Genomic DNA, 23448 nt, shown 5'->3' on the forward strand with positions numbered 1-23448 from the left:
TAACAAACGATTGTTGACGCTGACCTCAGCAGAAGCCGCTGTAAGCGTCAATGCTCCTGCCGCTCACGCGTCACCGCCCGGGTGCGGGCCACGGGCCGATCGGCGGCGGCCGCCGCCGGGCCGCGCGCCGCCAGCCATACGCTCACCAGCACCAGCGCGCACCCCGCGTACTGCGTCACCGTCGGCCGCTCGTCCAGGAAGATCAGCCCCGCCGCGATCGCCCCCACCGGCTGGAGCAGCAGCAGCGCGGCGCCGGTGGCGGGGGCGAGCCGCGGCAGCGCCGGCGTGATCAGCAGCAGCGCGAGCACCTGCCCGAACAGCGTCGTCAGCCCCAGCCAGCCGAACGCCGCCGCGCCCGGCGTCAGATCGATGCCGGTCCACAGCGCGCCGAAGATCCCGGACGAGACGGCGGCGGACGCGGAGGCCGTAGCCACCGGCACGGCGATGTGCCCGCCGCCGCTGCTGGGGGCGTCGTCCGGTTTGGTCCGCCCGCCCTCCCGGGTGAGCAGCAGATAGCCGGCGAAAGCCACCCCCGCCGCGCTCCCGTACAGCACCCCGGTCACCGGACTGCTGCCCGGCTCGGACTCGCCGATCGCCCCGCTCGCGAGGGCGACGCCGCCGAGCAGCACCGGCGCGGTGACGTAGAAGCGGGTGGCCAGCGGCGCGCCCGTGAACACCCGCGCCAGCACCGGGAAGACGATGACCTGGACATTCAGCAGGACGGTGGTGATGGAGGCGCCGACGTCGCGGATGGCCGCCGCCCAGAAGACGAAGTCGATGCCGAGCAGCAGCCCCGCCGCCAGGTCGTACGCCACCAGCCGCCGCGGCCGCCACCCGCGCCGACGCACCTCGAAGACCGCCAGCGGCACCAGCGCGATCAGCGCCATCAGGCACCGCAGAAACGCGGCCGTCCCCGCGCCCACGCCGGAGAGCTTCACGAACATGGCCGACACGGAAATGCAGGCGGAACCGCCGATCACCAGCAACACAGGGGGCATGCCTCCCACCCTGCCCCCGCCATCCCAAAAGAAAAAGCGACGATTTCTTCCGGAAAAGCATTAGCATCACTGTCGTGTTCGGTCTCGACCGCCTCCGCGCCCTCGACGCCGTCAGGACCCACGGCTCCATCGCCCGTGCGGCCGACGCGCTGCACATCACCGCCTCCGGAGTCTCCCAGCAGCTGGCCAAGCTGGAGCGCGAGTCGGGCCACCGCCTCCTCGAGCCGTACGGCCGCAGCGTCCGCCTCACCCACGCGGGACGGGTGCTGGCCGAGCACGCCGCGCGGGTCTGCGCCCAGGCCGCGGCCGCCGAGGCCGAGCTGGCCGCGCTCGGCGACGAGATCCTCGGCCCGCTCCGCCTCGGCGGCGTCGGCAGCTCGCTGCGCGCCCTGCTCCCGGACGTCCTCGTCCGCCTCACCGCCGAACACCCGCGTCTGACCCCGACGGTGATAGACGGCGAGGCCGTCGACCTGGTGCCGCAGCTGATCGCCGGCAACATCGACCTGCTCCTCTCCGAGAGCTGGGACCCCCGCCCGCTCGTCCTCCCGCCGGGCCTCGGCGTGCGCACCCTCGCCGTCGAAGACGTCCAGGTCGCGCTCGCCGCAGGGCACCCCCTCGCCGCCCGCGCCGCGCTGGACCTCACCGAGCTCGGCGGCCTCGTCTGGGCCAGCTGCCCGGTCGGTACGGAGCCGTACGAGGCCCTCACCCAGGCGCTGCGCGGCGTCGGCCTGGAGCCGGAGGTGCGCTATCCGGTGACCGAGTACGCCACCCAGCTGGCGTTCGTCCGCGGCGGGCTGTGCGCCGCGCTCGTACCCGAAATGGCGCAGCAGCCGTGCCCGCCAGGGGTGCGCTTCGTGCCGCTGCGGCCGCCGCTGACGCGCACCGTGCAGGCCGCCTGGCGGACCCGGGCGGCGAGTCCGGCGGTGCTCGAGTGCCTGGCGGCGCTGCAGGCCGTGGTTGCACCGGGGGGCGCGGAGTGCTCTGGTGGGGCCGTGGCCAAGCGAGCTCCCGACCTCCGCGTCCGCCGTATCTATGACGCCCCCGACCCCGGCGACGGCACCCGCATCCTCGTCGACCGGCTCTGGCCGCGGGGCGTCGCCAAGGCGGACGCGCACGTGGACGAGTGGCCGAAGGCGGTGACGCCGTCGACCGAGCTGCGGAAGTGGTATCACGCGGGCGAGGGCACGTACGAGGAATTCGCCCGCCGCTATCGCGCGGAGCTCGCGGAGGGCGAGGCCGCCGACGCGCTGGCCGCGCTGCGCGAACTCGTCGCCAAGGGGCCCGCCACGCTGCTGACCGCGTCGAAGGACGTCGGGCACAGCCACGCGGCCGTACTCCTTGCGGAGCTGCAGGAATTGACCTAAATTCGGGGGCCGTGTCGCGTGCAGACGCCTGGTGGACGGTGATCGCATGGAGGCACCGGACCATTCCCGGGAGTGCATCGTGAGTACACACGCGCCCCTGATCTGAGCCCCGCCGCGCGGTAATTGCGCGCAGGCCCCGGCTGATCACTTTTCTCTTCCTCCCATGGCACAGCCATGCCTTCATTCAGGCGATCAAGGAGATCCCGCTTGTCCTTCCCCCTGCCAGAAACCAGCGACCTGCTGTTGCTGACCACCACCGGAGCCCGCTCCGGAAAGCGGCACACCACCCCGCTCGGCTACGTCCGTGACGAGCGCGGCCGCCCCCTCGTCACCGGCTCCGCGGGCGGCGCGCCCCGCCACCCCGACTGGTACCACAACCTGCTCGCCCACCCGGTGGTCGAAGTCGAGCTCGGCGCCGAGACCTTCCCCGCCGTCGCCGTGCCCGCCGAGGGCGCCGACCGCGACCGCCTCTTCGCCCTGGTCGTACGGGCCGCGCCCGGCTATGCCGACTATGAGGCGAAGGCCGGGCGGCAGCTGCCGGTCGTCGCCCTTGAGCGGATCGAGGCCGAAGGCGCCCCCGAGGAGGCGACGAACCTCGCCGACAAGCTCCTCCAAGGCCACGCCTGGCTGCGCCACCAGCTCGCGCGGGTCGAGGCGGAGGCCGACGCGTACTTCGCGGGCGACCGCGGCGCGGGGCTCGGGCTGCAGATCCGGCAGCACTGCCTGGCTTTCTGCGAGGGTCTGCACTTCCACCACACCGGCGAGGAGATGGCGGTCTTCCCGGCGCTGGAGCAGTCCCACCCGGACCTTGTCGGGGCGCTGACGCGACTGCGTGCGGAGCACGTCACGGTCGAACGGATCCGCGGCGAGCTGGAAGCCCTGCTCGGCGACCTGGCGGGGGCGGACCCGGAGCGCTTCCGGGCCGAGGCGCGGCGGATGGCGGCCGAGCTGGACGCGCATCTGGCGTACGAGGAGGAGCAATTGCTCCCGGCGCTGGCGGAGATCCCGTGGCCGCCGGTGGCCGGCTGAGGGTCCGGCCCGGCGCGGGGGTCTGGGGCGAGGCCCCAGGATCCCCCTTTGGCGACCGCGGGGGAGTCGCCTGCGCGCGGCGCGGTGCGGGGGTCTGGGGGGCGAAGCCCCCAGGGTTCCTTCTTCCGTGATCGCGGCGGAGCCGCCTACGCCCGGCGCGGCGACGCCAGCAGGTACAGCGTGCCGTCCCGCTGTGGATGCTCCGACACCTGCCAGCCGGAGCGCTCCAACGCCGCCGCGCAGCGGACGAGTTCGCGCAGGGCCGTGCCCGGTGCGGGCTCGTCCCCGGGGGCGGGGGGCCAGGCGATGCGTACCGCCTCCGGCTGGTGCTCCGCCAGGGTGACGCGGTAGCCGGTCGAGACGCGACGCCCGGCCTCGTCCACCGCGCCGGGGCGCAGGCCCGCGGCCTCCAGGGCCAGCGCCGCCGCGGGGACCAGGTGCGAGCGTTCCCACGGGCAGGGCAGCTCCGTGCTGCCGTCCTTGCCGGTCATGCGGCGCAGCTCGCGCAGGCCGTCGAAGGCGGTACGGACCTCGCGGGCGCGCGCCGCCGGGTCGCCGGGCGGCGCCGGCTGGTCGCCGGTCAGCGCGGCGAACGGGCCCGCCTCCGCCCGCTGCCGCGGCGCCGGATCGCCCGGCTCCGGGGCCGTACGGGCGAGCTCGCGGCGCAATTCCTGGCCCGTCGGGGTGAGGTAGTGCCGGTGCGGAGGGCGCGGGTGGCGGGCGGCGAGGCCCTGCGCGACCAGCCGGGCGAGCACCTGCGCGGGGGCGTGCAGGAGCCCGCTACCGGTCTCGGCGCCCAGCACCGCCCGGCGGCCCGCCGCGGTCAGGGTCGGCCTGCGTGCCACGTGACCACCATCGCCCGCGCCGGGCCGTGCATCAAGAGCACGCAGGCCGGGACCCGTACGGGACACCGCCAGGGGAGAGGAGACCCCCATGACCGGCATCGAGAGCCCGCTGCCGGAGCACCAGCGCACGGTCACCGGCGAGGCGCCGCAGGGCGCACTCGACCTGCTGACCCGCTGCCTGGCGAACGCGGTCAGCCGCATGCCCGCCCGCATCGACCTCACCGACGAGACCGACCTCGTCTCGCAGGACGTCCTCCTCGGCCTGACGGCGAAGCCGGCGAAGCACTGCTGGATGTTCCAGGCGGAGCAGCAGCATCAGCTGCCCTGACCCGCCAGCCGCACCCCCGCCACCGGCAGCCCCCCGTCGCGCACCCGCAGGTCCGGCTCGCCCGCCGTATCCCGCACCGCGACCGCCCACGCCGCGCCCGCCGCGGTCGTCCTCGCGGTGATGCCCCACCCCGCCGGGGCCGGGCCCGGGGCCGGCTCGTACGGCGGGCCGACGCCGGTGTGGTCCGCGTGCAGCGGGGCGGCGATGCCGATGCCGGTGCCTTTGAGGTACGCCTCCTTGCGCACCCAGGCCTGCCGGAAGGCGGCCGCCCGTTCCACGGGACCCGGCTGCGCCTCGATCACCCGGCGTTCGGCGGGGTGCAGCAGCGGCAGCACCTCGTCCGCCGCCGCCCGCCCGTTCGCGGTCTCGGCGTCCACCCCCACCTCGGTCCCGGCGACCGCGCAGACCGCGAGGCCGCGGGTGTGGGTCAGCGAGAAGTGCAGGCCCGTGCCGTGCCGCGCCGCGTCCGGCACCGGCCGGCCGTGCGGGCCGCCGCAGCCCGGGCACGGGGCCCGGTCGAGCACCACCTCGCGCGGGTGGCAGCCCAGGCTGGAGCCGAGCAGCACTCGGAGCCCGACGTGCGCGAGGAGATAAATCTCCCGGTCGGCGGCGAAGACGAAGCGCCCGGCCCGCTCGCGCTCCTCTTCATCGAGCACCCCGGCAAGCCCCTCGGCCGCCGCCAGCTCGCCCGCGTCGGCGGGCAGCAGCCATATCCGTACGGGCCCGCCAGGACTCCCAGTCATCGACACAGGTGCAGGCTACGCGGTCACCGTGAAGCCGTGCTTCGAGCCCAGCCGCTCCAGGCTCGCCTCGCCCGGGATGCCGTCCGCGTCGGGCCCCGAATAGCCGAGCTTGCGCTGCCAGGCGGCGTACGCCTTCACCGTGGCGGTGCCGAAGTGGCCGTCGGCGAGCGAGTCGTCCAGCAGCCGCTCAGCGACCAGGGCCTTCTCGACGGTCTTGGTTCCCGCGTACGACACCGGCCTGCCGTCCTTCCCCGGGTCGCTCTTCGCCGCCTTGATCAGCTTCGCGAGCGATATCTCCGGCTCCGGGTCGGGGCCGGGGCCGCTGGTGCCGCCGTCCGCCCAGGTGCGCAGCGCCGCCTTGGAGTCGAAGGCGCCGATGTTCGTGTCGATCGGTGTCGAGGTGTACTGGTGGAACCGCCACTTCGCCTCGATGCCCGGCTTCCCGGGCTTGCCGTTGTAGTGCGCGATCCACAGGCCGTCGCCGGCGTACGACGTGGTGTCCCGGTTCTTCCAGAAGTTGACGTTGCAGTACAGGATCACCCGGTGGCCGGGCCGCAGCCGCTTCACCTCGCGCAGAAACGCGTCCTTCTCGGCGCCGGTCGCGGCCGTGCCCGACGTGGTGCTCTCCCAGTCGCAGGCCAGAATGTCGCCCTCCTTGGACGCGCACTCCCGCACGAAGTAGGCCGCCTGCGCCTTGATGTTCCCCGGCCACAGGAAGTGGTAGAACCCGACGACCAGCTCATGCTCGCGCGCATGCCTGGCCTGCGCCTCCTGCTTCGGGCTGATGTAGGAGCGGCCCTCCGTCGCCTTGATGATTGCGAAGGACATGCCGCTGGTGGTGAAGTTGCTGGACTGGTGCGAACTGACGTCTACGCCCTTGATGGCCATGCAGTCCCCCTTTCGTCTGCCCCCAGTACGTGCCCCGTGGGGCCCGCGGGCTATCCGCCGGAGCGTGTGAATGTCCTGCGATCATCCGTTCGGAGCTGCGAAGTGTCCTGATTAGGATCGGTGGATGAGCATCGTGATGCGGGTGCCGGGGGCCGGCGAACTCGGTGGTGTGGTCCGGTCGTTGGGGGAGTGGCAGGAGGAGGGCGGGCCCGTGCAGCTGCACCCCGGGGATGTGGGGTGGTTCTGCCGGTACGGGCCGGAGCGGGCGGCGGCGGCGCTGCGGACCTGGGGCCGGGGCGGGGAGGTGCTGGCGGTCGGGCTGCTGGACGGGGCGGATGTGCTGCGGATGGCGATCGCGCCGGCGGCCGTGGGGGATGCGGCACTGGCGCGGCAGGTGGTGGCGGATGTGGTGGCGCCCGAGCACGGCGTGTTCGGCGAGGGCAAGGTGTGCGTCGAGGTGCGGGCGGGCGAGCTCGTACCGGAGCTGCTGCTCGAACGCGGCTGGGAGCGCGACGAGCCGTGGGCGCCCTTCCGGGGTGACCTCGGCGGCGCGGTGCCGGATCCCGGCGTACGCATCGAGGTGGCCGGGCCTGAGCAGGCGGAGGAGTGGGCCGCGGTCGTGCGGTCGGCGTTCAACGGGTCGACCTTCTCCGCAGACCGCTGGCACGCGATGGCGGCGGAGCCGCCGTACGCCGACGCGCGCAGCCTGCTCGCCCGTAACGAGGAGGGCGAGGCGGTCGCGGCGGTGGCGGTGTGGTCGGCGGGTCCCGGCAGGCCAGGGCTGATCGAGCCGATGGGCGTCCACCGGGACCAGCGTCGTCGCGGCTACGGCAAGGCCATCACGCACGCCGCGGCCGGCGCGCTGCGGGACATGGGATCGTCCAGCGTGACGGTGTGCACGCCGAGCTCCAACACGCCTGCCGTCGCCGCCTATCGCGCGGCGGGACTCACCTCCTTGCCGGCGGACCGGGACCTCTGCCGCCGCTGATCCGCGGCCGCGAGGAGGCGCAGCCGGTCGTGGCTCTCGCTGCCCGGGACCGCGGTGTAGACGAGCAGGAGGTGCGACTGGTCCGGGTCGAGGAGGGTCTGGCAGTGCAGTTCGAGGGGGCCGGCCTCCGGGTGGGTGAAGCGCTTGATGTGCTGCGGGCGGATGCCGACCTCCTGCTTGTCCCACAGCGTGCGGAATTCGGCGCTGCGGGTGCGCAGCAGCTCGGCGTAGTGGGCCGCCCGGGAGCCGGGGCCGCGCAGCGCGGTCACCTCGCGCAGGCCTGACGCGAACATCCGGGAGAGGAAGGCGTGATCCGTGGTCGCGTACAGCTCGCGGCTGGCCGGGTCGGTGAACCAGCGGTAGCCGATGGAGCGCGCCGGGCCGGTGTAGTGCGTCGTATCGCCGGTGAGGGCGATGCCGAGCGGGGTCTGCCGCAGCGTCTCCCCGAGCTCGGTGACGACCTCCGCGGGCGTGTCGCCCAGCCGGTCGAGGATGCGCAGCAGGCCGGGGCTGATGTGCTCGCTGAAGGCGCGCCCGCCTCGGGCGGGCGCGGGGTGACCCGCCAGCCGGAACAGGTGGTCCCGCTCGTCGAGGGAGAGGTGCAGGCCCTGCGCGATCGAGGCGATCATCGGCTCGGACGGCTGCGGGCCGCGCTCGCGCTCCAGGCGGGCGTAGTAGTCGGCCGACATGTGGCAGAGCTCGGCGACCTCCTCGCGGCGCAGCCCGCTGGTCCGGCGGCGGCGGCCGCGGGGGAGGCCGACGTCCTCGGGCTGCAGGAGCTCCCGGCGGCGGCGCAGGAACGCCGCGAGGGCGGGCCGGTCGATCTCCATGCGATGGCTCCCTTTCGTGCTGATCCTTTCTAGCGTGCGCGGGCGCGCTTAGCCACGGATCAAGAGGTCCTGGATAAGACTGTCGGCCGGGGCCACGGTGGGGGCAAGGACATCGCGCCGAGGAGTGCAGACATGCCACGCCAGGACATCGACATCACCGTTCCCGACCTGACCGGGAAGCGCGCCGTCGTCACCGGGGCCAGCGACGGGATCGGGCTGGGCATCGCGACGCGCCTGGCCGCCGCGGGGGCGGAGGTCGTCATGCCCGTACGGAATCCGCGCAAGGGCGAGGCCGCGGCCGCCGGGATCCGCGAGCGCGTCCCCGGCGCGGAGGTGTCGCTGCGCGCCCTCGACCTCTCCTCGCTCGCCTCCGTCGCGGAGCTCGGCAGGACACTGCTGGACGAGGACCGCCCCATCCACCTGCTGATCAACAACGCCGGGGTCATGACCCCGCCGGACCGGCAGACCACCGCCGACGGCTTCGAGCTGCAATTCGGCACCAACCACCTGGGCCACTTCGGGCTGGTGACGCACCTGCTGCCGCTGCTACGGGCCGGGCAGGCGCGGGTGACGTCCCAGATCAGCGTCGCGGCGAACCGCAACGCCATCAACTGGTACGACCTGAACTGGGAACGCTCGTACAACGGCATGCGCGCCTACAGCCAGTCGAAGATCGCCTTCGGCCTCTTCGGCCTCGAACTCGACCGCCGCAGCAAGGCGGCGGGCTGGGGCATCACCAGCAACCTCTCCCACCCGGGGGTCGCCCCGACGAGCCTGCTCGCCGCCCGTCCCGAGGTCGGCCGCGCGAAGGACACCCTGGGCGTACGCCTGATCCGGGCGCTGTCCGCCCGCGGCATCATCGTCGGCACGGTGCGGACGGCGCAGTTGCCAGCGCTGTACGCCGCGACCTCCGCCGAGGCCACGGGCGGGGGGTTCTACGGGCCGCGCGGGCCGGGGCACATGGGCGGCGCCCCGGCCGAGCAGAAGCTCTACGACCGGCTGCGCAGCACCCAGGACGCGCAGCGCATGTGGCAGATCTCGGAGGATCTGGTGGGAGCCAAGGTCGGCTAGCCGTTCGCGTCCGGCTTCCACTCCTGGACGAGGAGCCCCAGGATCACCTCGTCGAGGAACTCGCCCATCACCCACGCCGAGGAGCGCCGCTGCCCCTCGCGCGTGAAGCCGTTGCGCTCGGCGGCCCGGAGCATCGCGAAGTTGTCGGCCAGCGTCTCGATCTGCAGGCGGTGCAGGCTGCGGACGACAAAGCCGTAGTGACAGAGCACCGCGACGACATCGCTGCCGTAACCCTTGCCGCGGGTGGCGGGCAGCAGGCCGAGGCCTATGTGCGCGGACCGGTGGTGGGTGTCGATGTCCCACAGCGTCGCCGTGCCGACGAGCGTGCCGCCCTCCAGCTCCACCACGGAGAACGGCACCCGCCCCTGCTCCTTGTCGTCCACCACCAGCCGCGGATCCTTCGACCCGGGCGTCATCGGCCGCCAGGGCGCCCCTTCGGCCCGCGCGGAATTGACCACGTCGTCGTAGAGCTCGGCCCGCAGAATCGGGATGTCATCCTCGTGCCGGGCCCTGAGCCCGATCTTGGCACCACGCAGCATGCGAGCTTCCTATCCGCCCGGAGGCGCCGCTGGCAACCCTGTTCGGGCTGCTCACATGACGCCGACGGCCTCCAGGGCGGACCTTTGCGCGGCGGTGACGTCCGTCGGCCAGTAGACGTACGTGACGCCGCCCGGGCCCGAGACCGTCTCGCCCTTGTCGTTCTTGCGCTTGGTGCGGAGCCAGATCGTTTCGAATTGAGCGCGCTTGTAGACGTGGCGGACTGACGCGTTGTCCGGGCTCGCCGGGTCGTTGGCGATGACGTCGCCGGATGCGGTGAAGCCGATCACCGTCATGATGTGGCCCGCGGTGCCGTAGCCGGCGCCGTCCAGTTCCTTTGCCAAGAAGGACATCGAGACGATGGGCGGGATGCCTGCCGCCACCAGGGTTTCGATGTCGGTGAGCGTGGCGAGGCGGGTGATCGCGGCGTTCATGCCGGTGTAGGTGGCCGCGTACGCCGCGTTGAAGGGCCAGTTGCCGCAGCCCTCGTACTGGTAGTCGTAGACGTAGCGCGCCGCGTGGCAGACCTGCGGGTCGGCGTAGTCGGGGTTGACCCAGGAGAGATCCTCGGGGGTGGGCTTGCGGTCCCAGGACTCCAGGATCATCGTCGAGGAGGTGGGGGAGCACCAGGCCTCGCCGCCGCCGTCGTACTCCGGGTACTGGCCCCTATGGATCTCCTGCGAGTAGCGGGGGACCTGCAGCTCCTTGCCCGCGGCCGCGCCCGGCTCCGACGCCGGGACCGTGAAGCGGTCCGGGATGGCCGAGCCCATGACGCCCGTACGCCAGACCGTCGGGGTCGCGGTCGTGCCGGGGGTGCGGCAGAGGGTCAGGCGGAGCTGGGCTTTGGTCAGGCGGAGGCCGCTCGCCGGGTCCGAGATGGCGAAGGTGTCGGTCGAGATGGCGGACTTGTCGTCGGACTGGTCGTCGAGCGAGGTGCGGTGGATGTCGGCGGCCGCGTCGCCTGCCGTCCAGCGGCCCATGACGTACCACGGGGTCTGCGTGTCGTCGGAGTACGTGCCCTGCAGCTCGATCTGGACCCAGGTGCCGGCGGGGGTGTCGGCGTTCCAGGAGGCGATGGCCTCGGTGGCCGGGGTGGTGAAGGTGTGGGCGGGGGCGGTCCAGGTGGCGTACTCCCAGGTGGTGGCCGCCTTGGCGCCCTTCGCCGCCTTCTTCGCGTGCGGGTCCTTGTACTCCAGCGTGCCCGCCGGCTTGTCGATCGCGATGCCGGGGCGTTCTGAGCCGACCGCCTTCACGCCGTCGGCCGCGCCCTCCGCCCAGTGCTCGGCCGTGTGCCAGCCGCGGAAGTCGATGGGCGCCGCGGCGGCCGCTGTCCCGCCGCGCGGCCGCGCGGTGACCGAGGCCGAGGCGGACGAGGAGAAGGCGGAGCCCGCGGCGGCGGCTACCGCGGCGGCGAGGACAGTTCTGCGCGTGGGGGTCACGGACATGGTGGGGGCCTCCGTGGCGTCAGGTGCACGACACTGCACGACTATGCCTGGCCGCGGCCCGGATTAACCAGCGGTTCGCGGCGCGTCGCACAAACCGATATTGGGCGCGCCAATGAAGGCGGCCGCGAGGCGGGTTCCCGCGGCCCGTGCGGGGGTACCCGGGCGCGGCACCCGATGCGCACGATGCGAGTGCGCGAAGAGAGGCAGCGATGGAGTGGTGGAGGTCCGCCGCCTGCGTCGGCGTGGAACCCGACCTGTTCTTCCCGGTCGGCTCGACCGGCCCGGGCGCCGAACAGTACGTGCAGGCCAAGGCCGTATGCGAGCAATGCCCGGTGACCGAGGAATGCCTGGAGTGGGCGCTGCGCACCGGCACCGAGTCCGGTGTGTGGGGCGGCCTGGGCGAGGACGAGCGGCGGCAACTGCGGCGGCGGCGGGCGCGGTATCCCGCGGCCGAGAATGCACAACAGGCGGCTTGTGGAAGCTAATCCGGGGAACTCGGTGCGCATAGGAGGTGTGGCAAATGGCCGCAATTCTGCTGGTACTGCTCCTCGCACTGCTGCTCTTCGGCGCCGGATTCGCGCTAAAGGCGCTGTGGATCGTGGCAATTGTCGTGCTCGCCGTATGGCTGCTCGGATTCGTGATGCGCGCGACACCGACCCGAGGCGGCAGGCGAGCCCGGTGGTATCGCTGGTAATTCGCAGTCGGCCGACCACGACCGCGTGCGGGCGGGCTCTTACGAAGAGCCCGCCCGGGCGGCCGCCGGCCGGCCGCATCTTCAGCGCCTCAGCCCTCAGTCGTAATAGCGGTGGTGCTCTTCCTCGATGACCGGGGCGGCCGGCGGCGGTGCCTGCATGCGGCGGCGCTTGAAGATGCTCACGTACGCGCAGATGCCGATGATGCCCACGGCCATCATGATCAGGCCGACGATATCGAGGTTGACTCCTTTCACCTGCCAGTCGACGGCGAGCGCGAGGATCGCGCCGATGGCGAGCATGAAGATGCTTGCGCCCATGCCCATGGGTAGTTGCCTCCCCTGCGATCGGTGGGCTTTCCGGGCGCTGCCCGAGTACCCAGGGCACCGGCCGGAATCACCGCAACTTGCGCAGCTCCGTCTCGATGCCCCGGCCCCGCGTCCGTACGACCCCCTGCGCCAGGTCGGTCAGCTTGCTGTTCGTCCGCTGCGACAGCGAGCGCAGCGCCGCGAACGCGGCATCCGCGTCGCAGCCCAGCACGTGCATCAGAATTCCGCAGGCCTGGTCCACCGCGGGCCGGGTGCGCATCGCCTCGTCGAGCTGGCCGGCCTCGGCGACCGCCCGCTCGTAGCGGTGGTCCTGGGCGAGGGCGTGGGTCGCCATGTCGCCGAGCTGGGTGGTGGCCTGGCGGGGGACGCTGGTCAGCAGGCCGGGGCGGAAGCCGCACACGGTGAGGGTGACCGCCAGGTCGTCCTGCCGGAACGGCATCGTCACCGAAGAGCGGACCCCGGCGTCCAGCGCCACCGTACGAAAGGCGGGCCAGCGCGGGTCGCTGAGCAGGTCGTCGGCGCCGACGACGGCACCGGAGTCGACCGCGGCCGGGATCGGTCCCTCGCCGCTCTCCCACTGCACCGCCACCAGCGCCGTCAGATCGGGATGCGTGACGGCGGTGGGCGGCGGGCCCGATCCGGCGTCCGGGACGGCGGCCGTGGCCGCGGCTCCGCAGCAGTCGGGCGTACAGGCCGCGGCCCGCTCCGCGAGCGCGACCAAGGTGCCTGTCAGAAGCTCATCAGGCATGCCGTACGGCTTCCCGCCGAGGCCGTCCGGAAACGTCCCGCCACCGGCGGATACGGGCGGCCGGAGTATCTACCGGAGTGCAGCGCTCCGGACTTGCGGGGGTTACGGTGCAGCCATGGCCGAGGCGGAAGAGTACGGCGTCGAGCTCCACGACTTCCGTAAAAGAGTGGAGGAGTTGCTGGCCGCGCGTTCCCTCCCCGACGGCGCCCGGCCGTCCACTCTGGATGCCGCCCTCGTCGAGCTGCGGTACGCCGCCGACGTGCTGTGGCCGCGCTACGAGGAGCTGGCCGCGGGTCGGCGCAAGCGCAAGGGCAGCAGTGATGCGCGGGAGCTGCCGCTGCTGCGCGGCGTGTACCAGAGGCTGCCGTTCGCCGTGGTGCTGCTCGACAAGGACGGGGTCATCCGGCGGGTCAACTTCGCCGCCGCCAAGCTGTTCGGCATGCGCTCCGGCTACGCCACCGGGCGTACCCTCACCGGCTCCCTCGCGCATGAGAGCCGAGCGCCGCTGCGCAGTCAGCTTGCGGCCGTGTCCCGCGGTGAGGGCGACCGCAGCCTGGTCGTACACGCGATGGGCACCCCCGAGGGGCAGGGCCCGGGCGGCGCGGGCGCGCTGCGGGCCACGCTGACCGGGCTGCGGACGCCGGGGGAGCCGGAGGCCGTGGTGATGGCCGCGTTCCTGCCGCTGGACGACGGCGCCGCCGCGGCCGCCGCGCAAGGCGGCCGCACGGAGCGGCGTCCGCGCCCCGATCTGGCCGAGGTGAGCCGGCACGCCGAACAGCTCGACCTCGTCGACGACGTGGCCACCGTGCTGCTCCGGGCGGCGGCCGCCGGCCCGCAGGCCCGCCTCGCGCGCGCCGCCGAGGCGCTGCACGGCCGCTTCGCCGACTGGGTCATCGCCGACTACGTCACCCCGGGCGGCCGCACCCTGGAACGCGTCACCGTCCTCGGCACCGCCGACGCCGACACCGCGCCCCTGGCCGCCCAGGATCCGGAGACCGTCCCGCTGATCGCCGAGGCGGCCCGGGCCGGGGCCTCCGCGCTCCAGGTGCGTCCGGAGGACGTGGACGCCCTCGGCCGGATCGCGGACGGCACGGCCGTCCTGGCGCTGACCGGCGCCACCTCCCTGCTGTGCGTCCCGCTGCCGCTGCCCTCGGGCACCGTACGAGGCGCGCTCACCCTGCTCCGCTGCGGGCCCCGCCGCGCCTTCGAACTGGCCGAGGCGGGCGCCCTGGACCGAATATCCCGGCACATCGCGCTGGCGCTGCACGTGTCGTAGGGACGGTCCCGCTGCCGCGGGTCAGCGGTGCTGCTCGAGCAGTCCGCGCGCCATGGTCTGCGCGCGCCGCGCCGCCCGGCGGTCGCCGCCGGCCGCTGAGACGATCGACCCCTTCATCAGCGTGAGCCACGACCAGGCGAAGTCCTCGACGTCCCGCAGCCCGGCCTCCTCGGCCATGGTGCGCACCAGGCGACGGAGGTTCTGCAGGTGACGGATGCTGGCCTGCCCCAGGGGGTGCTCCGCGCCCATCTCCAGCAGCACGCTGGTGAATTTGCAGGCGTCGAAGTCGTCCCGCTGGAACCACTCGTCGAAGATGTCGAAGATCGCGAGGAGTTGCTCCTCCGGTCTCTCGGCCCGGCCCCGGGCGCCGGCCTCGACCATGTCGCGGGTCCACAGCTGCTCACGCCGGTCCAGGAAGGCGAGCACTAGATCGTCCTTCGTGGCGAAGTGACGGTACAGCGTGGCCTTGGCCACGCCGGACTTCATGATCACCTCGTCCACGCCGACGCCGCGAATCCCCCGGTGCGAGAAGAGCTCGTAGGCCGTGTCCAGGATCCTTTCCCGCGGCTCCTGGCGGGCCTGGAGGGCGGGTGCTTCTGAACGCATGAACGCCAGCTTAGGGGCGCGGGACTGTCCGTAACAGGCGGTAGACAGACCTGTCTGTCCGCTGGCATCGTATGCGCATGTCCTCCAAGACAGACCTGTCGAACTCATCGAACGGGCCCGCCTTGAGAGTTGAGAGCGAGATCAACGGCCGCAAGGCGGTGCTGGCCCTGTCCGGCGAGCTCGGCCACGGCACCGGCGAGGTCCTGTCCCAGGCGATCGCTGCGTTACCGCGTCAGGTCGACCATGTCGTTCTCGACATGACGGAACTCGGGCCCCCAGACGAGGGCGCGGCCGACAGCGCGGATCCGCCGCTGGCGACGCAGGTGGAGCAGTTGCGGGAGGCGCTGCGGCGGCGCCCGGTGATCGATCAGGCGCGCGGCGTGCTGATGGCGGCCGAGTCCTGCACGGCCGACGTGGCCTGGGAGATCCTGCGCGAGGCCTCCCAGCACTCCAACATCAAACTGCACTGGATCGCCGAGGCCGTCGTGGCGACCACCGGCGGCGAGCCGATGCCGGAGCCGATCGGCCGCGCGCTGAAGGACGCCATCGCACGGCAGCGGACGAGCGACGGCGCCGGGGGCTGTTGACTCAACCGTCCGGCGCCTGGCCCTCCGGGCGCCCTCGAGCGGGAGGGCCTCGCCGCACGGGTGGCCTGCCCGGGATGCCGTTAAACCTCACGATCGGGTTGCGGTACGAAGCCGGGCCCCGGCTCTGCTCAGGGGCCTTTCCGCTCAGTGTCCCTGCGGAAGCGCCGCGGCACCCGCGGCCAGCGACCAGTACACGGACGATTCGCGGGCCGCCTCCCAGTACGCCGCCTCCAGGTCCGCGTACACCTCGTCCAGCTCCGCCTCCGAGCGCGCCGCCAGCAGCAGCCGGACGCCCAGCGGGTCGCCTTCGAGGGGGCGGATCGCCACGTTCGGGCGGGGCTGGGCGCTGGGCTGGCAGACCGTGACCACCTCGCCGGTCGCGACCAGGTTGAAGGCCGTGAGGTAGTCGCCGTGCAGGACGCGCGGCTGTAGCCCGGCGGCGCGCAGCACCCGCAGCAGCCCCTCCCGCTCGCCCTCCACCGTCGGGTCCACCATCCATGTGTCGCCCGCCAGCTCCGCGAGCCGCACCGCGGGCCGTACCGCCGCCGGATGGTCCGCCGCGACGGCCACGAACTGCGGCTCCCGCGACAGCAGCTCCCGGAACCGCAGCCCGTCCGGGACCCGCAGCGGGCAGCCCTCCACCTCGTGTACGAACGCCACGTCCAACTGCCCGTCCTGGACCAGCCGCAGCAGCGCGCTCGCCGACACATCCATCTGCAGCGAGGTCTGCGCGGGCGCGCGGCGCAGCCGCAGCCGCCGCAGCCAGCCGGCGATCGCGCGGCTGGCGGTGGCGCCGATCCGCAGCTCCGCGCCGCCGTTCTCGCGCCATGCCGCCGCGCGTGCCTCCGCCACCAGCTCCCGCATCTCGGCGACCAGCGGCCGGGCCCGGCTGAGCAGCACCCGGCCGAGCGGGGTGGGGCGGCAGCCGGTGCGTTCGCGGGCGAAGAGGCGGCCGCCGAGGCTGTCCTCGATGCGGCGGAGCTGGGTGGTCAGCGACGGCTGGCTCATGCCGAGCTGGCGGGCCGCCTTGTGCATGCTGCCGGTGTCGGCGATGGCGCACACGGCGCGGAGGTGCCTCACCTCAAGCTCCATGCGGGCAGCGTAGAACGGTCAACACGATGCTGATAGCCCGGAGTTATCGCCAGTTGCCATCATCACATCAGGCTCTGCTTCCTCCACACTCACGGATGACCGCTCGCCCCACACGAGTAGGAGTCCACATGAGAGTCACCAAGTCCGCCCTCGCGGCGGCCCTCGGCCTCGGCCTGGCCGTCTCCGCGGTAGGTACGGTATCGGCCTCCGCGGCCCCCATCACGGACGCCGGCGCCACCCCGTCGTACATCACGTACGAGAAGTCCAAGGAGAACGCCAAGGCCAACAAGGCGTTCTTCGAGGCCGTCTGGAAGCAGGTGGCGAAGAAGCGCGCCGCGCACCCGGACGCGCAGGCCGTCACCATCACGTACGACGCGTCCGCCGCGCCCACCTTCAAGGCGCAGATAGACCGCAGCGCCCAGATATGGAACAGCTCCGTGCAGAACGTGCAGCTGCAGGCGGGCTCCGGCGGTGACTTCAGCTACCGGGAGGGCAACGACCCGCGCGGCTCGTACGCCTCCACGGACGGCCACGGCAGCGGCTACATCTTCCTCGACTACGCGCAGAACCAGGAGTACGACTCGACGCGCGTCACCACCCACGAAACGGGCCACGTCCTCGGCCTCCCGGACCACTACGAGGGCCCCTGCAGCGAGCTCATGTCCGGCGGCGGCCCCGGCCCGTCCTGCACCAACTCCCAGCCGGACGCCAACGAACGCGCCCGCGTCGAGCAGCTCTGGGTCAACGGCTTCGGCGCCGCCCTCGACCGCTTCAAGGACGGCGTGACCAAGGCCGCCTGACCCCTTCCCCCAATTACCGCCGGCGTCCCGGGCCTCCCACGCTACGCACGGGACGCCGGCAGCACTGCTCGCCGGCATCAGCTCCGCTTCCCTCAGCGGTTGGGCGCGGCCGCGCTGATCGCGCCGAGCGCGGACTCCGGGTCCCGGCCCACGGCCAGGTCGCCCAGCGCGACGATGCCGACCACCTCGCCGCCGTGCACCACCGGCAGCCGGCGCAGCGCGTGCTCGCGCATCAGCCGGACGGCATGGGCGGCGGGCTCGTCGGGACCCACGGTGACAAGATCCGCGCTGCACGCGGACATCACCGTCGTCTCACCGGGGTCCATGCCCTCGGCGATGACACGGACGACGAGATCGCGGTCGGTGACGACCCCTCGCAACTCCCCGCCGTCCATGACGAGCACGGCACCGATGTCCTCCGCCCGCATCCGGTGCGCGACCTCGGTCACGGCGGTCAGGGCGCCCACGGCGACGGGGACGCTGGTCATGACGGAGCGGACCTGCTGCTCCATGGCGGTGGCTCCCTTCTGGAAACGGCGTATCTCCGGGCACCGGCCGAGTACCCGCGCGCGCGGCGGGTACGCGCCGCACAACCACGGCTGCCAAGGAGGCCCGTCATGGACCTGCAGATCGTCAACGCCGGCCCGAAACACCGCCCCGCACCCCTGGTCACGCCGCCTCCGTACGGCTACCTCTACCTCACCGCGAGCATCGCCCCGCCGTCGGGCCGCCGCCCGGTGCCGGCCAGGTCCCAGGAGCGCCCGCGGGTGCTGACCCACGTCAAGGAGGCGGTACGGGAGCTGCGCCGCCTCGGCCCGGTCCAGCGGGCGACCGTCTACCGGACCGTCGTCGCACCCCCGCCGCGCGACTTCGCGGCCGCGCCCGGCGTGAAGCCGGCCCGCTTCGACGTCGCGGTGCTGGTGGAGGCGGGCAGTCCGGGCGACCTGCCCGCGGTGCGGGACAGCGGCCCGTACAAAGAGGTGTCGAACATCCTCAGCTCGGCCGCCACGGACGTGCGCGAGACGCCGGCGCGCTGCGCGAAGGCGGTCGCGGACGTCGACAAGTCGCTGCCGGGTCTGTTCCTCTTCAACCACTTCGTCGCCGAGGACCCGGCCATCGCGCTGGAGCTGTGGGACCACCTTGCGACCTGGTTCATCGACCACGCCGGGGTCGACAACTCCACGGTCCTGGAGCCGCTGGAGCCGGGCGAGGCCGACTTCGCCTTCGTCAACCACGCCCGCCTGAGGGGCCCGCTGCCGTACTACGCCCTGCGCCAGTTCGCCCAGCCCAGCTTCCGCAGCTTCGTGATGGGCAATCTGCTGGCCAACCGGACCGGGGCTATGCCGGTGCTGTGCCGGGCGGTGTGATCGCGCCTTGTAGTGAGGTGATTCAGTGCCTTCCGGGCGGGCTACCCGGCAGGCATGACGTATCCGTTCGGCCCCTCTGGCTCCTCCGACCCCTTCGGCGACTTCCTGGCCCGACTGCTCGGCGGCGGTGGGCAGGCGGCCGCGCGTGGGCCGCGGCAGGTCGACATCACGCGGCTCATGAGCGAGCCGGCGCGGCAGCTGGTGTCCGGCGCCATCACGTACGCCTCCAACCGCGGCTTCGGCGACCTCGACACCGAGCATCTGCTGCGTGCCGCCCTCGCCCAGGAGCCGACCCGCTCGCTGCTGACGGACGCCGGCGCCGATCCCGATGCGATCGCCGCCGAGATCGATGAACGGAGGGGGGCCAAGGACGCCGGTGAAGCGCGGGCGCCCAGCCGCAGAGCGCTCTCCGTCACCCCGGCCGTGAAGCGCGCGCTGCTGGACTCCGCGGAGCTGGCCCGCGCCGCCGGCGACACGTACATCGGCCCCGAGCACGTACTCGCGGCGCTGGCCGCCAACCCCGACTCGGCCGCGGGCCGCATTCTGGCTGCCGCCCACTTCGGGCCGCCGCGGCACGGCGCCGCCGACCGGCCGGAAGCCTTCATGCCGCAGCGCGCCACAGGCGCACCGCCGGCCACGGACACCCCGCGCGATCGCGGCACCCCCATCCTCGACAAGTTCTCCAGCGACCTTACGGACCTGGCCCGCGAAGGCCGCATCGACCCGGTCATCGGCCGCGGCGACGAGATCGAGCAGGCCGTCGAGATCCTCTCCCGCCGCGGCAAGAACAACCCCGTGCTGATCGGCGACGCCGGCGTCGGCAAGACCGCGATCGTCGAGGGCCTCGCCCAGCGGATCGAGGGCGGCGACGTACCGGACATCCTCCTCGGCCGCCGCGTCATCGCCCTCGACCTGGCGGGCGTGGTCGCCGGCACCCGCTATCGCGGCGACTTCGAGGAGCGGCTGAACACCATCATCACCGAGATCCGCGAGCACACCGGTGAACTCGTCGTCTTCCTGGACGAGCTGCACACGGTCGTCGGCGCGGGCGGCGGCTCCGACGGCGGCTCGATGGACGCGTCCAACATGCTCAAGCCCGCCCTCGCCCGCGGCGAACTGCACGTCATCGGCGCCACCACGGTCGACGAACACCGCCGGCACATCGAGCGCGACGCCGCCCTCGCCCGCCGCTTCCAGCCCATCCTCGTCCCCGAGCCGTCGCCCGCCGACGCCGCCGAGATCCTCCGCGGCCTCCGCGACCGCTACGAGGCCCACCACCAGGTCCGCTACGCCGACGAGGCGCTGCTCGCCGCCGTCGAACTCTCCGACCGCTACCTCACCGATCGCTTCCTCCCCGACAAAGCCATCGACCTGATGGACCAGGCAGGCGCGCGCGTCCGGCTGCGCTCGCACACCCGCGGCACCGACGTCCGGGCCCTGGAGCGCGAGCTGGAGCAGCTCACCCGCGACAAGGACCAGGCGGTGGCCGACGAGCGGTACGAGCGCGCCACCGAGCTGCGCGACCGGATCGCGGACGTACGCGCCCGCATCGAGGACGGCCGCACCCAGGAGCGCGAGCCCGGCGACGGCCACGCCACCGTCACCACCGAGGACATCGCCGAGGTCGTCTCGCGGCAGACCGGCATCCCCGTCGCCAGCCTCACCCAGGAGGAGAAGGAGCGGCTGCTCGGCCTCGCCGGGCATCTGCACCAGCGGGTGATCGGCCAGGACGAGGCCGTCGACGCCGTCGCCGAGGCCGTGCTGCGCTCCCGCGCGGGCCTGGCCGGCGGCGACCGGCCGATCGGCAGCTTCCTCTTCCTCGGGCCGACCGGCGTCGGCAAGACCGAGCTGGGGCGGGCGCTCGCGGAGGCGCTGTTCGGGGCGGAGGAGCGGATGGTGCGCCTCGACATGAGCGAGTACCAGGAGCGGCACACCGTCAGCCGCCTGGTCGGGGCGCCGCCGGGCTACGTCGGGCACGAGGAGGCCGGGCAGCTCACCGAGGCGGTGCGCCGGCACCCGTACAGCCTCCTGCTCCTCGATGAGGTGGAGAAGGCGCACCCGGACGTCTTCAACATCCTGCTCCAGGTCCTGGACGACGGCCGGCTGACCGACGCCCAGGGCCGTACGGTCGACTTCACGAACGCCGTCGTCGTGATGACCAGCAACCTCGGCTCCGAGGCGGTCACCGGGCGCAGCGCGCTGGGCTTCGGCCCGTCCGATACGGAGGCCGACGAGGCGGCCCGCCGCGAGCGCATCCTGCGGCCGCTGCGCGACCACTTCCGCCCCGAATTCCTCAACCGCATCGACGAGATCGTCGTCTTCCGCCAGCTCACCCAGGAGCAGCTCCGCCGCATCACCGACCTCCTCCTGGAAGACCCCCGCCGCCGCCTCCACGCCCAGGACGTGACGGTCGAGTTCACCCCCGCCGCGATCGACTGGCTCGCGGCCCGCGGCTACCAGCCGGAATACGGCGCTCGCCCGCTGCGCCGCACCATCCAGCGCGAGGTCGGCAATCCGCTGTCCCGGCTCCTCCTGGAAGGCTCCATCAGGGCGGGCGCGCGGGTGCGGGTGGACGCCCGCGATGACAGCCTCGACTTCGAGACCACCGACCCCGCTCCACAGGAGGAGGCACCGTGACCGAGCCCCCCATCCCCGTACCCCCGGAACCCACCCCACCGGTCCCCGGCCCCGGCCACCCGGACCCGGCGCCGGGCCCGCCCGTACCGAAGCCGGTGCCTGAGCCCGCGCCGGGCCCTGACCCGAGCCGGCCTCCGGTGCCGCCGGAGCCGGCGCCGGTGCCGCCGGAGCCGGAACCGGCGTAGGGGAGAGGGCAGCCGCCACGTGGGGGGCGGGAAAGGCCGCCGCCAGGCGGGGGAGTGGCCGGGTGGGGTGCGGAGTGGCAGGCGGGTGACCTGGCGGGGGCGTGCTGCGATGACCGCATGCTCCTTCGAGTCCGTGGAATCACCGCCGCCGCCGCTCTCGTGGCGGCTACCGCCCTCACCGCCGCCACCCCGGCCGCCGCCGTGGCTCCCGACCCCGCCACCATCTCCGTCACCGGCAACGGCACCGCCACCGCCAAGCCCGACCTCGCCATCCTGAGCATCGGCGTGGAGTCGCGCGGGGACACCGCGAAGCAGGCCGAGGAGGCGATGGCCAAGGCTTCGAGCGAGCTGCTGGCGGCCGTACGCGACGAGGGCGTGGCGAAGAAGGACGTGCAGTCGCAGGGGCTTTCGCTGCGGGCCGTGTACGACGAAAAGAGCGGCGACTCGAAGGTCATCGGGTACGAAGCCGGGCAGACGTTCACCGTCCGGGTCCGCGACATCGACACCACCGGCGAGGTCGTGCAGGCCGCGACCGACGCCGCCGGCGACGCGGCCCGCGTGAACAGCGTCAGCTTCGACGCAGCCGACCACGACCAGATCGAGGCGGAGGCCCGCGAGGACGCCTACCGCACCGCCCAGGCGAAGGCCGAGCAGTACGCCGCCCTGAGCGGCAACGAACTCGGCCCGCTGGTCAGTCTGAAGGAGGGCGGCGGCGGTTCCCCGCAGTCGATCGGCGTGGCGGCCCCGGAGGCCGCAGACGCGTCAAAGCTCGAGGTCCCGGAAGGCGAGATCACCTCGGATGTGACGGTGAGCGCCGAATACCGGCTGGACTGACCCGGTTCACCCGGCGGGCCGCTCCACGCCCCGTTCTCTCCCCGTTCCGACGCCGCCGCCCCGGGGGTGGGGCGGCGGCGTGATGGGCGGTTGGTGGCGATCAGGCCTTGCCGAGGCGGGTGAGGAGCAGCTGCTTGCCCAGCTCCGCGCCCTTGCGGCTGTCGGCCTGCGCCTTGGTGAAGAGCTCGGCGGCCTCGGTGTCGCCGTCGCGCTCCGCGTCTTTGACGTAGGTCTCCAGCCGCAGCGCATTGCTCAGACAGGCCTCGACGTACCAGACGAGGTTGTAGTCCTTGTCCTTCGTGCCCGTGATGTGACCCGTCTCCGGGGTCTGGGTCATGGGGTGCTTCCCTCCGTAAGAATCCGGCCGGTAGCGGTCCCACTCCCGGTAGCCCGGCAGCGGCCCCTGAAACCCACCCGGCTTCGCCCAGGCGGTGAATTGCTGAAATATGCAATCAGTCGGACACCTGCCCGTGCGGTGGTAGGAAAGCAGCCTGGCCTTTCCCGCAGGACTGCGGGGGAACTCGGGAGGGCGCATGGGGGATTTCGGCTGCGATGACGTGCTCGAAAGCACGCGGGCGCCGCGACAGCGGAGCACACGCATCGGCGGTCGGCGTGATGCGTTGCCGCACCGGCTGTGGTCGAGGATCTGTCGCTTCGGCGGCCCGATCGCCATGACGCTCATCGTCGGCTTCGCCGGTGGTGGGTTCGTCGGGTCGCTGGGGGAGGGGCAGGGCGAGGCCGGCCGGCCGCATGCGGCCGGGCCGGTGCGGGCCGTGCCGCCGCCGGCCTGCCGCGACAGCGACGTGTGGAAGACCGTCGACACCTCGACCCCGGCGGTGCCATCCGTCCCAGGCGGGGCGATGATCGACGTGCAGGTGCGGGCCCGCTTCAGCGACGGGCGGCTGCTCGGGCTGTGCGCCTGGTGTGCCGTACGCCAGGACCCGGGCGTGAAGCGGCCCGCCGCCACCCTGGACGCGTGCGTCCTCACGCCCGTACCGGCGCCACCCCGCAGCGCAACTCCGCCCGCCCTGAACCCCGACGGCTCCGCCAACCGCCTGACCCGCATCCGCGAGGCGGCGTGGACCGCGCCGGCCGGGCAGGCGGAGCTCCGCGCGTCGTGTGCGCATGCGTGGCAGGCGCAGGCGGAGGTGGCGAGCAAGGGCGGGGACGGCAAAAGCGCAGTGCGCGCGGTCCGTAGCGCGGGGTATCAGGCCACCTGCTGACGTCAC

General features: G+C 73.1%; 27 protein-coding genes and 1 pseudogene. 15 read left to right on the plus strand and 13 right to left on the minus strand.

The genetic code is table 11. The annotated features are described in order from the left end of the window. Positions 1–47: 47 nt before the first annotated feature. On the minus strand, positions 48–998 hold the full coding sequence (locus tag ACNNMR_RS38760) for a DMT family transporter (protein ID WP_419999410.1): 951 nt from the start codon (positions 996–998) through the stop codon (positions 48–50). 74 nt (positions 999–1072) lie between these two features. Between ACNNMR_RS38760 and ACNNMR_RS38765 the strand changes: the two genes are divergently transcribed. Together ACNNMR_RS38765 and ACNNMR_RS38770 are read left to right on the plus strand one after the other, a co-directional pair. Next, a complete protein-coding gene (locus tag ACNNMR_RS38765; RefSeq protein WP_419999411.1) occupies positions 1073–2362 on the plus strand; it encodes a LysR substrate-binding domain-containing protein in 1290 nt (429 codons plus the stop codon). 174 nt (positions 2363–2536) lie between these two features. After that, complete coding sequence (locus ACNNMR_RS38770) at positions 2537–3391, plus strand: nitroreductase/quinone reductase family protein (protein ID WP_419999412.1); 855 nt, start codon at positions 2537–2539, stop codon at positions 3389–3391. A 146-nt stretch (positions 3392–3537) separates the two neighbouring features. On the opposite strand, the gene ACNNMR_RS38775 is transcribed toward ACNNMR_RS38770, so the two are convergent. After that, positions 3538–4236 carry a hypothetical protein gene (locus ACNNMR_RS38775; RefSeq protein WP_419999413.1) on the minus strand — a complete coding sequence of 233 codons (699 nt, stop codon included), beginning with the start codon at positions 4234–4236 and terminating at the stop codon, positions 3538–3540. An 88-nt stretch (positions 4237–4324) separates the two neighbouring features. Here ACNNMR_RS38775 and ACNNMR_RS38780 point away from each other — a divergent pair, with 88 nt between their 5' ends. Further along, positions 4325–4564, plus strand: a complete 240-nt coding sequence (locus ACNNMR_RS38780; protein ID WP_419999414.1) for a hypothetical protein — start codon at positions 4325–4327, stop codon at positions 4562–4564. Here the strand turns inward: ACNNMR_RS38780 and ACNNMR_RS38785 are convergent. After that, positions 4552–5307, minus strand: a complete 756-nt coding sequence (locus tag ACNNMR_RS38785; RefSeq protein ID WP_420000625.1) for a 4'-phosphopantetheinyl transferase family protein — start codon at positions 5305–5307, stop codon at positions 4552–4554. The genes ACNNMR_RS38780 and ACNNMR_RS38785 overlap by 13 nt on opposite strands. 336 nt (positions 5308–5643) lie before the next feature. Then, positions 5644–6195, minus strand: a pseudogene (locus ACNNMR_RS38790) (glycoside hydrolase family 25 protein); the annotation flags it as partial. 124 nt (positions 6196–6319) lie between these two features. Here ACNNMR_RS38790 and ACNNMR_RS38795 point away from each other — a divergent pair. Continuing rightward, positions 6320–7183, plus strand: a complete 864-nt coding sequence (locus ACNNMR_RS38795) for a GNAT family N-acetyltransferase (protein ID WP_419999415.1) — start codon at positions 6320–6322, stop codon at positions 7181–7183. Here the strand turns inward: ACNNMR_RS38795 and ACNNMR_RS38800 are convergent. Next, on the minus strand, positions 7126–8013 hold the full coding sequence (locus tag ACNNMR_RS38800) for a helix-turn-helix transcriptional regulator (protein WP_419999416.1): 888 nt from the start codon (positions 8011–8013) through the stop codon (positions 7126–7128). The genes ACNNMR_RS38795 and ACNNMR_RS38800 overlap by 58 nt on opposite strands. Before the next feature lie 132 nt (positions 8014–8145). On the opposite strand from ACNNMR_RS38800, the gene ACNNMR_RS38805 reads away from it, so the two are divergent. After that, a complete protein-coding gene (locus ACNNMR_RS38805; RefSeq protein WP_419999417.1) occupies positions 8146–9084 on the plus strand; it encodes an SDR family oxidoreductase in 939 nt (312 codons plus the stop codon). Here ACNNMR_RS38805 and ACNNMR_RS38810 read toward each other — a convergent pair. After that, the gene (locus ACNNMR_RS38810) at positions 9081–9623 is read right to left on the minus strand and encodes a GNAT family N-acetyltransferase (RefSeq protein WP_419999418.1); all 543 of its coding nucleotides are present in this window, start codon (positions 9621–9623) and stop codon (positions 9081–9083) included. The genes ACNNMR_RS38805 and ACNNMR_RS38810 overlap by 4 nt on opposite strands. 51 nt (positions 9624–9674) lie before the next feature. Further along, positions 9675–11066, minus strand: coding sequence for a peptidase C39 family protein (locus tag ACNNMR_RS38815; protein ID WP_419999419.1), 1392 nt, complete (start codon positions 11064–11066; stop codon positions 9675–9677). A 209-nt stretch (positions 11067–11275) separates the two neighbouring features. Here ACNNMR_RS38815 and ACNNMR_RS38820 point away from each other — a divergent pair, with 209 nt between their 5' ends. Both ACNNMR_RS38820 and ACNNMR_RS38825 read left to right on the plus strand, forming a co-directional pair. Then, positions 11276–11551 carry a WhiB family transcriptional regulator gene (locus ACNNMR_RS38820; RefSeq protein ID WP_419999420.1) on the plus strand — a complete coding sequence of 92 codons (276 nt, stop codon included), beginning with the start codon at positions 11276–11278 and terminating at the stop codon, positions 11549–11551. A 35-nt stretch (positions 11552–11586) separates the two neighbouring features. Beyond that, a complete protein-coding gene (locus ACNNMR_RS38825; protein WP_419999421.1) occupies positions 11587–11760 on the plus strand; it encodes a hydrophobic protein in 174 nt (57 codons plus the stop codon). A gap of 96 nt (positions 11761–11856) precedes the next feature. Here the strand turns inward: ACNNMR_RS38825 and ACNNMR_RS38830 are convergent, their stop codons facing one another. After that, positions 11857–12084: a DUF6458 family protein gene (locus ACNNMR_RS38830; RefSeq protein WP_419999422.1), complete on the minus strand. Its 228-nt coding sequence runs from the start codon at positions 12082–12084 to the stop codon at positions 11857–11859. 70 nt (positions 12085–12154) lie between these two features. Then, the gene (locus ACNNMR_RS38835) at positions 12155–12835 is read right to left on the minus strand and encodes an ANTAR domain-containing response regulator (RefSeq protein WP_419999423.1); all 681 of its coding nucleotides are present in this window, start codon (positions 12833–12835) and stop codon (positions 12155–12157) included. A gap of 115 nt (positions 12836–12950) precedes the next feature. Here ACNNMR_RS38835 and ACNNMR_RS38840 point away from each other — a divergent pair, with 115 nt between their 5' ends. Beyond that, complete coding sequence (locus ACNNMR_RS38840) at positions 12951–14111, plus strand: PAS domain-containing protein (protein WP_419999424.1); 1161 nt, start codon at positions 12951–12953, stop codon at positions 14109–14111. Between the two features lie 21 nt (positions 14112–14132). On the opposite strand, the gene ACNNMR_RS38845 is transcribed toward ACNNMR_RS38840, so the two are convergent. Further along, positions 14133–14717 carry a TetR/AcrR family transcriptional regulator gene (locus tag ACNNMR_RS38845; RefSeq protein WP_419999425.1) on the minus strand — a complete coding sequence of 195 codons (585 nt, stop codon included), beginning with the start codon at positions 14715–14717 and terminating at the stop codon, positions 14133–14135. A gap of 77 nt (positions 14718–14794) precedes the next feature. On the opposite strand from ACNNMR_RS38845, the gene ACNNMR_RS38850 reads away from it, so the two are divergent. After that, positions 14795–15304, plus strand: coding sequence for an ANTAR domain-containing protein (locus ACNNMR_RS38850; RefSeq protein ID WP_419999426.1), 510 nt, complete (start codon positions 14795–14797; stop codon positions 15302–15304). Positions 15305–15448: 144 nt separating this feature from the next. Here ACNNMR_RS38850 and ACNNMR_RS38855 read toward each other — a convergent pair whose 3' ends face one another. Then, positions 15449–16396, minus strand: coding sequence for a LysR substrate-binding domain-containing protein (locus tag ACNNMR_RS38855; protein ID WP_419999427.1), 948 nt, complete (start codon positions 16394–16396; stop codon positions 15449–15451). Between the two features lie 128 nt (positions 16397–16524). On the opposite strand from ACNNMR_RS38855, the gene snpA reads away from it, so the two are divergent. Next, a complete protein-coding gene (gene snpA / locus ACNNMR_RS38860; protein ID WP_419999428.1) occupies positions 16525–17196 on the plus strand; it encodes a snapalysin in 672 nt (223 codons plus the stop codon). A gap of 92 nt (positions 17197–17288) precedes the next feature. Here snpA and ACNNMR_RS38865 read toward each other — a convergent pair whose 3' ends face one another. After that, on the minus strand, positions 17289–17708 hold the full coding sequence (locus ACNNMR_RS38865; protein ID WP_419999429.1) for a CBS domain-containing protein: 420 nt from the start codon (positions 17706–17708) through the stop codon (positions 17289–17291). Positions 17709–17813: 105 nt separating this feature from the next. On the opposite strand from ACNNMR_RS38865, the gene ACNNMR_RS38870 reads away from it, so the two are divergent. The 4 genes from ACNNMR_RS38870 to ACNNMR_RS38885 all read left to right on the plus strand — a co-directional run bounded on the left by ACNNMR_RS38870 (position 17814) and on the right by ACNNMR_RS38885 (position 22219). After that, on the plus strand, positions 17814–18563 hold the full coding sequence (locus ACNNMR_RS38870; protein WP_419999430.1) for a hypothetical protein: 750 nt from the start codon (positions 17814–17816) through the stop codon (positions 18561–18563). A gap of 54 nt (positions 18564–18617) precedes the next feature. Beyond that, positions 18618–21200 (plus strand): ATP-dependent Clp protease ATP-binding subunit, encoded by a 2583-nt coding sequence (locus tag ACNNMR_RS38875; RefSeq protein ID WP_419999431.1) that lies wholly within the window; start codon positions 18618–18620, stop codon positions 21198–21200. Continuing rightward, entirely contained in the window at positions 21197–21385 is a 189-nt protein-coding gene (locus ACNNMR_RS38880; RefSeq protein ID WP_419999432.1) for a hypothetical protein, read from the plus strand. Before ACNNMR_RS38875 ends, ACNNMR_RS38880 begins: the two co-directional genes overlap by 4 nt. 117 nt (positions 21386–21502) lie before the next feature. Then, a complete protein-coding gene (locus ACNNMR_RS38885) occupies positions 21503–22219 on the plus strand; it encodes an SIMPL domain-containing protein (RefSeq protein WP_419999433.1) in 717 nt (238 codons plus the stop codon). Between the two features lie 100 nt (positions 22220–22319). Here the strand turns inward: ACNNMR_RS38885 and ACNNMR_RS38890 are convergent, their stop codons facing one another. Continuing rightward, entirely contained in the window at positions 22320–22556 is a 237-nt protein-coding gene (locus ACNNMR_RS38890) for a hypothetical protein (RefSeq protein ID WP_419999434.1), read from the minus strand. 334 nt (positions 22557–22890) lie between these two features. On the opposite strand from ACNNMR_RS38890, the gene ACNNMR_RS38895 reads away from it, so the two are divergent. Next, positions 22891–23442, plus strand: a complete 552-nt coding sequence (locus ACNNMR_RS38895) for a hypothetical protein (RefSeq protein ID WP_419999435.1) — start codon at positions 22891–22893, stop codon at positions 23440–23442. Positions 23443–23448 lie beyond the last annotated feature (6 nt).

This window comes from Streptomyces boninensis, from assembly GCF_048572725.1.
In the GTDB taxonomy this organism is placed as follows: domain Bacteria; phylum Actinomycetota; class Actinomycetes; order Streptomycetales; family Streptomycetaceae; genus Streptomyces; species Streptomyces boninensis.